The sequence below is a fragment of the Janthinobacterium sp. BJB301 genome, from assembly GCF_002735685.1.
Classification (GTDB): domain Bacteria; phylum Pseudomonadota; class Gammaproteobacteria; order Burkholderiales; family Burkholderiaceae_D; genus Janthinobacterium; species Janthinobacterium lividum.
This window is the reverse complement of record NZ_PDZJ01000001.1, coordinates 356,783-369,334: the sequence shown is the minus strand read 5'-3', so window position 1 is coordinate 369,334 and position 12,552 is coordinate 356,783. Positions and strand designations below refer to the sequence as shown.

The 12,552-nt window shown below is 62.2% G+C and carries 10 protein-coding genes and 3 tRNA genes; 5 read left to right on the top strand and 8 right to left on the bottom strand.

All coding sequences use genetic code 11. The features are described 5' to 3' along the window. Positions 1-11: 11 nt before the first annotated feature. From CSQ91_RS01720 to CSQ91_RS01700, 5 genes are all read right to left on the bottom strand, one after another. Positions 12-87, bottom strand: a tRNA-Ala gene (locus CSQ91_RS01720). A 134-nt stretch (positions 88-221) separates the two neighbouring features. Beyond that, a tRNA-Glu gene (locus CSQ91_RS01715) sits at positions 222-297 on the bottom strand. 67 nt (positions 298-364) lie between these two features. Then, a tRNA-Ala gene (locus CSQ91_RS01710) sits at positions 365-440 on the bottom strand. Between the two features lie 123 nt (positions 441-563). Beyond that, positions 564-1,970: a glutamate--tRNA ligase gene (gene gltX / locus CSQ91_RS01705; RefSeq protein WP_099387198.1), complete on the bottom strand. Its 1,407-nt coding sequence runs from the start codon at positions 1,968-1,970 to the stop codon at positions 564-566. 70 nt (positions 1,971-2,040) lie between these two features. Further along, positions 2,041-2,952, bottom strand: coding sequence for a LysR family transcriptional regulator (locus CSQ91_RS01700; RefSeq protein ID WP_099388527.1), 912 nt, complete (start codon positions 2,950-2,952; stop codon positions 2,041-2,043). Positions 2,953-3,098: 146 nt separating this feature from the next. On the opposite strand from CSQ91_RS01700, the gene lysA reads away from it, so the two are divergent. Together lysA and CSQ91_RS01690 are read left to right on the top strand one after the other, a co-directional pair. Continuing rightward, entirely contained in the window at positions 3,099-4,337 is a 1,239-nt protein-coding gene (gene lysA, locus CSQ91_RS01695) for a diaminopimelate decarboxylase (RefSeq protein WP_099387197.1), read from the top strand. 62 nt (positions 4,338-4,399) lie between these two features. After that, positions 4,400-5,962, top strand: a complete 1,563-nt coding sequence (locus CSQ91_RS01690; RefSeq protein WP_099387196.1) for a phospholipase D family protein — start codon at positions 4,400-4,402, stop codon at positions 5,960-5,962. 52 nt (positions 5,963-6,014) lie between these two features. On the opposite strand, the gene CSQ91_RS01685 is transcribed toward CSQ91_RS01690, so the two are convergent. From CSQ91_RS01685 to apbC, 3 genes are all read right to left on the bottom strand, one after another. Beyond that, positions 6,015-7,691, bottom strand: a complete 1,677-nt coding sequence (locus tag CSQ91_RS01685; RefSeq protein ID WP_099387195.1) for an alkaline phosphatase family protein — start codon at positions 7,689-7,691, stop codon at positions 6,015-6,017. A gap of 139 nt (positions 7,692-7,830) precedes the next feature. Continuing rightward, positions 7,831-8,238 (bottom strand): DUF4399 domain-containing protein, encoded by a 408-nt coding sequence (locus CSQ91_RS01680; RefSeq protein ID WP_099387194.1) that lies wholly within the window; start codon positions 8,236-8,238, stop codon positions 7,831-7,833. 87 nt (positions 8,239-8,325) lie between these two features. Then, positions 8,326-9,414, bottom strand: a complete 1,089-nt coding sequence (gene apbC, locus CSQ91_RS01675) for an iron-sulfur cluster carrier protein ApbC (RefSeq protein ID WP_034758315.1) — start codon at positions 9,412-9,414, stop codon at positions 8,326-8,328. A gap of 160 nt (positions 9,415-9,574) precedes the next feature. On the opposite strand from apbC, the gene metG reads away from it, so the two are divergent. From metG to CSQ91_RS01660, 3 genes are all read left to right on the top strand, one after another. After that, on the top strand, positions 9,575-11,734 hold the full coding sequence (gene metG, locus CSQ91_RS01670) for a methionine--tRNA ligase (RefSeq protein ID WP_034778043.1): 2,160 nt from the start codon (positions 9,575-9,577) through the stop codon (positions 11,732-11,734). Positions 11,735-11,753: 19 nt separating this feature from the next. Continuing rightward, entirely contained in the window at positions 11,754-12,233 is a 480-nt protein-coding gene (locus CSQ91_RS01665; RefSeq protein WP_034778216.1) for a GNAT family N-acetyltransferase, read from the top strand. 108 nt (positions 12,234-12,341) lie between these two features. Next, positions 12,342-12,551: a DUF3460 family protein gene (locus tag CSQ91_RS01660; protein WP_034778041.1), complete on the top strand. Its 210-nt coding sequence runs from the start codon at positions 12,342-12,344 to the stop codon at positions 12,549-12,551. The last annotated feature ends 1 nt before the right edge of the window (position 12,552 follow it).

Below are 12,552 nucleotides of genomic sequence, written 5' to 3'. Positions count from 1 at the left end.
TTCTGCGCTGTTGGTGGAGGTAAGCGGGATCGAACCGCTGACCTCTTGCATGCCATGCAAGCGCTCTCCCAGCTGAGCTATACCCCCCGGGCGCAGAAATAATAAAAGCCGCACTTGGCGACTTTGTTCCACTACTTGCTTTCCATCCAGATTCCGCTTTTTACGGGCCTGAATTTACAACAATCAGTACAAACAACTGCCACTACTATACCACAACTACCTGGCGTCCCCAAGGGGATTCGAACCCCTGTACTCACCGTGAAAGGGTGATGTCCTAGGCCTCTAGACGATGGGGACCGCGGAACTTCCAAACAACAACTGCACCACTTCAACGTCTAACAAAACCTGACTGCGATTTTGCTGCTGGTGGAGGTAAGCGGGATCGAACCGCTGACCTCTTGCATGCCATGCAAGCGCTCTCCCAGCTGAGCTATACCCCCGTTGGTGCAGAAACAAGAGTATAGCAAAGAAGTTTCACTCTGCAAATACCCTTTTTCGTCTATGAGCAACTTTTCATAGGGGCGGTTTCCGCACTCTCTTTTACGGCGATTTAATCGCGATGCTTACAACCACTTTGCCAGGCGCGCCAGCACGGCGTCGCGGCCGAACATCACCACTACCTGGTCGATGGCCGGGGTCTGCAACTGGCCCGTCAGGATCAGGCGCAAAGGCATGGCCAGCAGGGGCATCTTGATGGTGTTCGCGGCCAGCACTTCCTTGATCATGGCGGCGACGGCTTCCTTGCTCCACTCCACCGTGGCGATGCGCTCGGCAAACTGCGCCAGCACGGGCTTGATGGCATCCGTGATGTGCTGCGCGACCAGTTCCGCTTCCGGCTGCGGCTCGCGGAAGAACAGCATCGAGGCGGCAGCCAGTTCATTGACCGTGTTGGCGCGCTCTTTCATCATGCCCAGCACTTGCGCCAGGTCCGGCGCGCCTTCGAAGACGGCGCCGGCGGCGGCCATTTGCGGGCGCGCCAGGTCGGCCAGACGCGTGTTGTCGGCCTGCTTGATATAGTGGTTGTTCAGCCAGGCCAGTTTTTCATTGTTGAACTGGGCCGCCGATTTCGACAGATGGTTCAGGTTGAACCACTCGCAGAACTGCTCGGTCGAGAACACTTCATCGTCGCCATGGCTCCAGCCCAGGCGCGCCAGGTAGTTCAGCATCGCTTCCGGCAGGAAGCCTTGCGCCGGGTAATCCATCACGCTGACGGCGCCATGGCGCTTCGACAGCTTTTCGCCGTCCGCCCCGAGGATCATCGGCAGGTGGCCGTACAGGGGCAGCGGTGCGCCGATGGCGCGCAGGATGTTGATCTGGCGCGGGGTGTTGTTGACATGGTCGTCGCCTCGGATCACGTGCGTGATCTGCATGTCCCAGTCGTCGACGGCCACGCAGAAATTGTACGTCGGCGTGCCGTCCGGGCGGGCGATCACCAGGTCGTCCAGTTCGCGGTTCGAAATCGTGATCGTGCCCTTGACCACGTCATCCCAGGTCACGTCGCCATCGAGCGGATTCTTGAAGCGCACGACGGGCTTGCGGTCGGCAGGCACGGCCGGCAGGGTCTTGCCCGGCTCCGGGCGCCAGGTGCCGTCGTAGCGCGGCTTTTCGCCGGCGGCGCGCATGCGCTCGCGCATCGCTTCAACTTCTTCCGGCGACGAGTAGCAGTGATATGCAGTGCCTTCGGCCAGCATCTGTGCCACTACTTCGCGGTAGCGGTCCATGCGCTGCATCTGGTAGAACGGGCCCTCGTCGTGGTCCAGGCCCAGCCACTTCATGCCTTCGATGATGGCTTGCACGGCTTCCGGCGTGGAACGCTCCACGTCCGTGTCTTCGATGCGCAGCACGAACGTGCCGCCGAAGTGGCGGGCATACGCCCAGCTGTATAAAGCGGTGCGGGCGCCGCCCAGGTGCAGATAGCCGGTCGGGCTGGGAGCGAAACGGGTACGGACGGGAGTAGCGGTTGTGGTCATCGAAGTAATCAGGCTTGAATAAGTAAAACGCCATTTTACTCTGTTGACCGCCGCCGCTCCACAAGCGCCGTCACAGCTGCAGCAGCCGCCTTTTCACTTCGTCCGCCTGCGCATGCAGCGCCTGCTCGAACAGGGCGACAAGTTGCGACAGGGGTCGGTGCAAAGGTTTCACGAGATTCACCGTGAACGGCAGGGACACGGCGAAGCGGCGGATCTGCAAGCCCTGCCCCGCATAGTCGAAGGCCGTGAGCGGATTGACGATGGCCAGGCCCACGCCTTCGCGCACCATCGCGCACACGGAGGCGGCGCTGTGCGTGTCGAGCGCCATGCGCCGCTCCACGCCCGCCTGCGCGAAGATGGCGTCGATCTGCTGGCGGTAGGGGTCGACGGCGGCCAGGCTGATGAAAGGCTGGCCCGCGAAATCGGCCGGCTGCAGCACGGTCTTGCTGGCGAGCGCATGGCCGTCGGGCAGCACGCACACTTCATCGACGGACATCAGAGTGTCGAGCGCGGTGCCCGGCGGCGCATTGCCCACTTCCGTCAGGCCGATATCGTGCCGCTGCGCCGACAGCCACTCTTCCAGCAGCGGCGACTCCTGCGGCGTGATGCTGATGCTCACCTTGGGAAAATCGGCCACGAAGCGCTTGCACGCCTGCGGCAGCAGCGACTGGGAAAACACGGGCAGGCAGGCGATCGACAACTGCCCCTGGTCGAACTGGCGCAGGGCCGCCGCCGTGCTGACGATGCGCTCGAGGCCGAAATATGCGCGCTGCACTTCCTCGAACAGCTGCAGCGCCTGGGCCGTCGGACGCAACCGCCCCCGCTCGCGCTCGAACAGGATCAAGCCCGTCAAATGCTCGAGGCGCGCCAGTTCGCGGCTGACGGTGGGCTGCGACGTATGCAGCATGGCGGCGGCGGCCGTCACGCTGCCCGTCGTCATGACGGCGCGGAAGACTTCGATATGGCGCAGGGAGATAGTCATGGCCATATCATAAATGAATAAGGTAGGCCTAAATAGATATTTTATGTTTACAAAGAAAACCCGCATCATGGCCAGCATCGTAGGTCGGATTAGCGGGCAAAGCCCGCGTAATCCGACGCCACCCATCATATGACAAAGACCACACCATGAAACCAGTGCCAGACGCCACCCTCGCCCAACTCGCCCAGGAACACGGCACCCCCCTGTGGGTGTATGACGCGGCCACCATCCGCGCGCGCGTGGCGCAGCTGGCGCAGTTCGACACCGTGCGCTTCGCGCAAAAGGCCAACTCGAACATCCATCTGCTGACCTTGATGCGCGAAGCGGGCGTGCACGTGGACGCCGTGTCGCTGGGCGAGATCGAGCGCGCGCTGCAGGCAGGCTTTACGCCGGCGCAAACGAACGGCGCCGCCGGCGTGGTGTTCACCTGCGACCTGTTCGACCGCGCCACCCTGGCGCGCGTGGCGGCGGCGAAGATCGAAGTCAATTGCGGCTCCGTCGACATGCTGCGCCAGCTGGGTCCCGTGTCGCCCGGCCACCGCGTCTGGCTGCGCATCAATCCCGGCTATGGCCATGGCCACAGCAACAAGACCAATACGGGCGGCGAAAACAGCAAGCACGGCATCTGGCATGAAGAGCTGCCGGAGGCGCTGGCCGTCATCCGCGCGCATGGCCTGCACCTGGTGGGCCTGCACATGCACATCGGCTCGGGCGTCGACTACAGCCACCTGGAAACCGTCTGCGGCACCATGGTCGAGCTGGTCAAAAACATGGGCCACGATATCGAAGCCATTTCCACGGGCGGCGGCCTGTCCGTGCCCTACCGCGAAGGCGAGCAGCCCGTCGACACGGACCACTACTTCCAGCTGTGGGATGCGGCGCGCAAGCAGATCGAGGCGCACCTGGGCCATCGCGTGCACCTGGAAATCGAACCGGGCCGCTTCCTCGTGGCCGACGCGGGCTTGCTGGTGGCCGAAGTACGCGCCACCAAGCAAATGGGCGGCAACCATTTCACCTTGCTCGATACGGGCTTCAATGAACTGATGCGCCCTGCCATGTACGGCAGCTACCATGAAATGTCGGTGATCGCGCATGACGGCCGCGCGCTGGACACGCAGCGCGCCACCGTCGTCGGCGGCCCCCTGTGCGAATCGGGCGATGTGTTTACCCAGCGCGATGGCGGCGTGGTGGAAACCCGGCAGCTGCCGGCAGCACAGGTAGGCGACTACGTCGTGTTCGAGGGCGCGGGCGCGTATGGCGCGTCGATGTCGTCGAACTACAACAGCCGCCCCCATGCGGCGGAATACCTGGTCGACGGAGAACAATCCCGCTTGATCCGCCGCCGCCAGACGGTGGCCGAGCTGATCGCGCTGGAACAACTCTAAAACCGCGCCGCGTGCGGGCATGCGCATCTGCTAACATCGGGGCAACTCGATGAAAGCCCGCCATGCCCGCCACCACCCTTGCCCGCCGCAGCAGCAGTTCCCTGCTGCCCCTGCTGCTGTCCGCCGTCCTCGCCGGCTGCGCTTCACTGCCTTCGCTGGAGAGCCGCACTCCCTCCAGCGTCATCACCGATACGGCACATACCCAGCTGGCCACGGCCATTGCGCCCATGGCGGCGCAGCATCCGGGCGTGTCCGGCATTTATCCGCTGGTCGATGGGCGCGACGCCTTTGCCGCGCGCGCCCTGCTGGCCGCCGCAGCCCAGCGCAGCCTGGACGTGCAGTACTACATCTGGCACAAGGACATCACGGGCACACTGCTGTTCGACGCCCTGCGCCAGGCAGCGGAGCGGGGCGTGCGCGTGCGCCTGCTGCTCGATGATAACAACACGGCGGGCCTGGACCAGACCTTGAGCATGCTGGGCAAGCAGCAGAATCTGGAGATCCGCCTGTTCAACCCATTCATTCCCCGCGCGCCGCGCGCACTGGCCTTTGCCGCGGATTTTTCCCGCCTCAACCGGCGCATGCACAACAAATCGTTCACGGCCGATAACCAGGCCACCATCGTCGGCGGACGCAATGTGGGCGATGAATATTTTGGCGCGGCCGGCGATGTGCTGTTTGCCGACCTTGACGTGCTGGCCATCGGCCCCGTCGTTGACGACGTGTCGCAGGATTTCGACCGCTACTGGAACAGCGCCTCTGCCTACCCGGCCAGACTGCTGCTGACCAGCCCTGTCGAGGGCGACGCGGCCACCATCGCCGCCGAAGCGGACCGCATCGACGATACCAAGGCGGCCGAGGAATACGTGCAGGCGCTGCGCACCTCGCCCTTCGTCAAGCAGATGATGGAACGCACCCTGCCCTTCGAATGGGCCAAGACGCGCATGGTCAGCGACGACCCGGCCAAGGTGCTGGACAAGGCCCGGCCAGGCACGGGCGTGGCGGAAAACCTGCAAAACCTGCTGGGTGTGCCGGAAAAGGAAGTGGACCTGGTGTCGCCGTATTTCGTGCCCGGCAAATCGGGCACGCAAGCCTTTGCCGACCTGGCAAGAAAAGGCGTGGGCGTGCGCATCCTGACGAATGCGCTGGAAGCGACCGACGTGGCGGCCGTGCATGCCGGCTATGCGAAGTGGAGAAAGCCGCTGCTGGAAGCGGGCGTGCTGCTGTACGAGTCGCGCCGTTCGTGGGAACGGGGCGATGCGCGCGAACAGCCGGGCCGCTTCGGCAGCTCCGCATCGAGCCTGCATGCAAAGACCTTTGCCGTCGATGATAGGCGCATCTTTGTCGGCTCGTTCAACTTCGATCCGCGCTCGATCGAATTGAACACCGAAATGGGCCTCGTCATCGACAGCCCCGCGCTGGCCAGCCAGCTGGGGCAAGCCATGCGCACCACGATCCCGCAGCGCGCCTACCAGGTGCTGCTTGGCGACGACGGCGCGCTGTACTGGCTCGCGCGCGACGCCAGCGGCGCCACCACGCGCTACGACACGGAACCGGGCACCAGCGTGTGGAAACGCATGGGGGTGGCGATTCTGTCGGTGCTGCCGATCGACTGGCTGCTGTAAGCGGCTTGACCAACGATGTTGTCGGATTACGCGGCTTCGCCGCTAATCCGACCTACCGCACCGCTTCCGTCAAAACCCGCCCTTCCGACGCCGATGGCTGGCGTATGCGCAGCAGATGGGCCAGGGTCGGCGCGATGTCGACCACTTCCGCGTACTGGCCATACGCGCCCGGCTTGATCCAGCGCGGGCCGAAGACCATCAGCGGCACATTGGTGTCATAGGTATAGGGCGTGCCATGCGAGGTGCCGCCGCTGCCCTTGCCGAAGTACCAGGCAGGCTTTGTGACGACCATCAGGTCTCCCGACAACTGGCGGTTCCAGGCGCGGCGCATCAGGGTGTCCATGCGCGTGGCGACGGCTCCCGCTTCCATCTGCGTGCGCGTGTAGACTTGCGCCAGGCCGTCCTGCTGCAGCAGGAAGCGGGCCGCCGCGTCTTCCAGCGCGGCGCGATTGACGCCGCTCTTTTCCGCCAGCGCGTAATCGAGGTAGATATTCGGCAGCGACGACGTCGTCACCAGTTTATCGATGCCCAGGTTTGTCGCCAGGTGCCGGTTCAAGGCATCGACCAGTTTGGCGCCATCGATGCGTTTGGCGGAGAAGCCGCGCGTTTCGGCGAATTCCGGCACGTTGGCAAAGCCATGGTCGGCCGTCAGCACCACCAGCACGTTATCCATGCCGACTTTTTTATCGAGGTCGGCAAAGAAGCCGGCAAGCATGCGGTCCAGGCGCTGCAGGTGGTCGTGCGACATCTTGCTTTCCGGGCCGTAGGCATGGTTCACGTAATCGTGCGCGGACAGGCTCACGCCGAGAATATCGGGCACGCCGGCCGGGTTGCGGCCCAGGTTCTCGCCATCGATGGCGGCGCGGGCGAATTCCAGGGTCAGTTCATCGAGGAAGGGGCCGGACTTCAAGCGGCTGTAGTACTCGCCATCGAGCTTGCCGCTGTCGCTGTAGTAGGCGAACGGGAAGGTGTTGCGCGTGCCCGGCTTGGCCGCCACAAGATCATCACGGGCGTCCCGCGCATAGGCCGCATCGGCCAGCAGCGGCGTCCAGCTCTTGCCGTAGTAGCGGTCCTGCGGTTTGGCAGCCTGGTAGCGTTGCACCCATTGCGGATGCTGCTGCATGTAATAGGTGCTGCTGGCGAAATTGCCCGTCTTTTCCATGTACATATAGGCCGTGCCTGTTTTCCCGGCCAGCAGGATGGCGCCCCGGTCCTTGCCCGACACGGTGACGACCTTGGCCTGGTCGCCCGTGGAATAGCGCAGCTCGTCGCCCAGGGTGCTCACGCGCAGTTTCGTCGGCGCCGTGCCATCATCGGGCTGCGTGTCTTCGCCGATGTAATGGAAATTGCCATCTTCGGTGCAATACACGGATTTTTTCGTGACGGGATCGATCCAGTTATTGCCGATCACGCCATGCTGGTATGGATAGGCACCCGACAGCACGGCCGAGTGGCCGATGGCGGTAACCGTGATGCCATGCGCCTGGTGCGCATCGCTGAACCACGCGCCCTGCTCCAGCAGACGGCGGAAACCGCCCTGGCCGAACTGGTCGCGGTAGCGCGTCACCTGCTCCTGCGGCAAACCGTCCACCACCAGCACCACCACCAGCTTCGGCTGCGCCGCGGTATTGGGAACCGCCTTGGCCGCATGCGCCTGGCACGCCGCCACGCCAGCGACCAGCAGCAGCGCCTGCGCCAGTTGCCGGGAAAGGGAGAAATGTTTCGTCATATCCGCTCATCAAAAGTTAGGCCACCGGGCAGCATACGCCGACTATATGACGCAATGATGACAAAAAGCAATACCATAAAAAAGGCCGGGCTCCATCGCTGGAACCCGGCCTTTGCCGAAACAGATGAAAATGCCGGACTTACTTGACCGTCACCTTGATGCTTTTGCTCAACTCCGGCCCATACGACTGGTGCGCGCCATTGGCGAACTGCATGGTCAGGGTGTACTGGCCCGGCGGCAAGGTGACGTCCGTTTCCGTCTGCCCTTTGCCGAAATGCAAATGTTTTTCATCCATGGGTATCATCTCGCCCGCCTTCATCGGCCCCATATTGATGAGCAAATGATGGTGGCCCGTCTTTGCCGTCATGTCGCCGGCCGGCTTGACGTCCATGCCGCTGACGGCGAACTTGACCTTGAACGGGCTGGTCACTGTCGCGCCATCGACTGGCTCGACGAACGAAACGGATTGCGCAAACGCGCTGGCGGCCAGCAGGCTGCCGGCGATTACGGCTGCGGCTTGGCGCAGGAATACGGTGGTCAATTGCATGATGTCTCCTCTTGTTTAATAACAACACGGACTGCATGAAACCATATTCCTGCTGACACTGGCGCATGGGAGCGCCACATCCGACGTTTAATCGTTCTTGATGACGATGCTCGGGAACTTGCTGGTCATGTCCTTCGCCTTTTCCGCCACCTTGATCGCGATGGTGCGGGCGATCTGCTTGTAGATCACGGCGACGGGGCCTTCCGGCTCGGCCACGACGGTGGGCGTGCCCGAATCCGTCTGCTGGCGAATCGCCATGGTCAGCGGCAAGGCGCCGAGGAATTCCACGCCGAAGTCCGCGCACATCTTCGCGCCGCCGCCGGCGCCGAAGATTTCTTCCGCATGGCCGCAGTTCGAGCAGATGTGCGTGCTCATGTTTTCCACCACGCCGAGGATCGGGATGCCGACCTTCTCGAACATTTTCAAGCCCTTGCGCGCATCCAGCAGCGCGATGTCCTGCGGCGTCGTGACGATGACGGCGCCCGTGACAGGCACTTTCTGCGACAGGGTCAGCTGGATGTCGCCCGTGCCCGGCGGCATGTCGACGATCAGGTAATCGAGGTCGCGCCAGTTGGTCTGGTCGAGCAATTGCTGCAAGGCTTGCGTGACCATCGGGCCGCGCCACACCATCGGTTCGTCCGGATCGATCATGAAGCCGATCGACGACACTTGCAGGCCGTGGTTTTCCATCGGCTCCATGCTTTTGCCGTCCAGGGTCTTCGGCTGGCCGCTGATGCCCAGCATCATCGGCTGCGACGGGCCATAGATATCGGCGTCCAGCATGCCGACGGTGGCGCCTTCGGCCGCCAGGGCCAGGGCCAGATTGACGGCCGTGGTCGATTTGCCAACACCGCCCTTGCCGGAAGCGACGGCAATGATATTTTTCACGTTGCTCATCGGCTTCAAGCCGCGCTGCACCGTGTGCGAAATGATTTTCGACGACACGCCCACGCTGACATTGCCCACGCCGGGCAGCACGCGCAGGGCGGCCAGCACGGATTTGCGGATCAGGTCGATCTGGCTTTTGGCGGGGTAGCCCAGCTCGATGTCGAGGGAAATATCATCGCCATCGACTTTCAGATTCTTGACTGTTTTACTGGAAACGAAATCTTTATGTGTATTTGGATCAATAACCTGGGCCAGCGCGGCCTTGACGTCTTCTACTGTGATGCTCATGTAAATCTCCGTGTGTACTACATATGTGCAATACGCGCAGTCTAGCGCAAATTTGCAGGGCGCGATGGCGGCAAAAGCAGCACTTGCCGGCGCTGCATCTGCTCATATTGCCTTTCCGCTGTTAAAATGTCCTATTATCCATCCCAAAAGTGCATCAATCATGACTCGCAAGCTGTTCGTCACCACTGCCCTGCCTTACGCAAACGCCGCTTTTCACATTGGCCACATCATGGAATACATCCAGGCTGATATCTGGGTCCGGTTCCAGCGAATGCAACGCGATGGCGCAGCCGGCCGTGAAGTGCACTTTGTGGGCGCCGACGATACGCATGGCACGCCCATCATGATCGCCGCCGAAAAGGAAGGCATCACGCCGCAGCAATTCGTCGCCAATATCGCCGCCGGCCGCGCCCAGTACCTCGATGGCTTCCATATCGCCTTCGATAACTGGTACTCGACCGATTCGCCGGAAAACGTCGACCTGTCGCAATCGATCTACCGCAAGCTGCGCGATACGGGCCTGATCGTCACGAAAACCGTCGACCGCTTCTTCGATCCGGTCAAGGGCATGTTCCTGGCCGACCGCAACATCAAGGGCGAATGCCCGAAATGCGGCGCCAAGAACCAGTACGGCGACAATTGCGAAGTGTGCGGCGCGGCCTACCAGCCGACCGACCTGGTCAACCCGTTCTCCGTGTTTACCAATGCGACACCCGTGATGAAGCCGTCGGAACAGTATTTCTTCAAGCTGTCCGACCCGCGCTGCTTCGAGTTCCTCAAGGATTGGCTCAACACGCCAGGCCGTTTGCAGCCTGAAATGGTCAACAAGGTCAGCGAATGGCTGGGAGAAGCGGGCGAAAAGCTGGCCGACTGGGATATCTCGCGCGATGCGCCTTACTTCGGCATCCCGATTCCCGATGCGCCGGGCAAGTTCTTCTATGTGTGGATGGACGCCCCCGTCGGCTACCTGGCCAGCCTGAAAAACTATTGCGACAAGAAAGGCCTCGATTTTGACGCCTTGCTGAACGATCCTGCCACGGAACAGATCCACTTCATCGGCAAAGACATCGTTTCCTTCCATTTGCTGTTCTGGCCCGCCATGCTGAAATTCGCCGGCCATCCGGTGATCGACAAACTGAAGGTCAATGTGCATGGCTTCCTGACGGTCAACAACGAAAAGATGTCGAAGTCGCGCGGCACGGGTATCTCGCCGCTGCGCTACCTGGACCTGGGCATGAACCCGGAATGGCTGCGCTACTACATCGCCTTCAAGCTGAACTCGAAAGTGGAAGACTTGGACTTCAACGGCGAAGATTTTGTCGCCCGCGTGAACAGCGACCTGATCGGCAAATACGTGAACATCGCCAGCCGCTGCGCCGGCTTCATCGCCAAGCGTTTCGACGGCAAGCTGGCATCGACGCTGTCGGAAGGCGCGCAAAGCTGGATCAACCGCGCGCTGACGGTGGACGTCAACGGTGTCATCGTCGAGCGCCAGGCCAGCATCGCCGCGCACTTCGAGAACCGCGAATTCGGCAAGGCCTTGCGCGAGATCATGGAAATCGCCGACATCACCAACCAGTATGTCGATGAAAACAAACCGTGGATCCTGGCCAAGGACGCGGACAAGACGGCCGAACTGCACGACGTGTGCACCACGGCCCTGATCCTGTTCCGCCAGCTGACGATCCTGCTGTCGCCGGTCCTGCCGGGCGTGGCGAAGAACGTGGCCTCGTTCCTCAACGACGCCGAGTTTACCTGGGCCGATACGCAAGTGTTCGGCGACGCCGTCTCGAACAGCATGCTGGGCCGTACTATCGGCGCCTACAGCCACTTGATGACGCGCATGGATGCGAAGATGATCGAAGCGCTGTTTGACGCGCCGCAAGCGGCCGCCGCCATTGCCGCACCGGCTGGCGACGCCGCGAACGACGCCGCCGCGGTCGCTGAAACACCGGCCTCCGCCATCGAGGAACTGGCGCCCGAGATCAAGATCGACGACTTCCTCAAGGTCGACCTGCGCATCGCCAAGATCGTCAACTGCGAGCTGGTGGACGGCTCCGACAAGCTGCTGCGCCTGACCCTGGATGCGGGCGAAGGCCGCTTGCGCAATGTGTTTTCGGGCATCCGCTCGGCTTACCAGCCGGAAGAGCTGGTCGGCAAGCTGACGGTGCTGGTGGCCAACCTGGCGCCGCGCAAGATGAAGTTCGGCATTTCGGAAGGCATGGTCATGGCCGCCTCCGCCGCCGACGAAAAGGCGAATCCGGGCATCTACATCCTGAACCCGTGGCCAGGCGCCGAACCTGGCATGCGCATCCGTTAAGCCACCACAAGGACCGATGATGAATATCGTGGTGCGCGAAGCAACGAATGCCGATGCACAGCTGATGGCCGAGCTGACCCGCGCCGCGTGGGCCGGCAAGGTGGCCGCCTCGTCCAGTGGACACCACGAGACGGCCCAACAGGTGGAAGAGCAATTGCGCCACGGCGGCGGTTTTCTGTTGCTGATCGACGACATTCCAGCCGGTTCGCTGCGCTGGATGCCGCTCGACAGCGACCCCGCCATCTGGAAGATTTCGCGCATGGGCGTGCTGCCCGCCTACCGGGGCAGCCACGTTTCGCAGCACTTGCTGGAAGCCATCATTCATCACGGCCTGTCGTGCCAGGCCGAGGAATTGCGCCTGGCCGTGCGGCGCGACCAGCGCAAGCTGATCGATTTTTATGCGGCCTTCGAATTCGACCTGGCCGAAGAACTGGAATATTCGCACGCCAACCCCGCCGAACCGGCGCCGATGGTGATGCGGCGTTTGTTGCGTTATTGATTTTTAGCAATTTCGCCCCCGGACTTGCCGATACAACAACCCGCCAGGCGGCACGGCGCGGTAAAATACGGCCGGCTGACCTTACCGATAAGACACTCAGAAGAGAATATGAAACTGCCTGCAAAACACAACAACTACGTATCCGACCACACCTTGTTCATCGCTGAGCTGAAGGCCAAGAATCCTGGCATGGAAGCGGGCCAGCAAGCGGGCCGCGCCCTGCTGTGGGACAAGCCGGCCGTCAGCATCGACGAGCAGGAACGCCAGCTGGCGTCGGCCGTCAAGCAACAGGCTTACGTTTACCAGAACAAGAACTAAG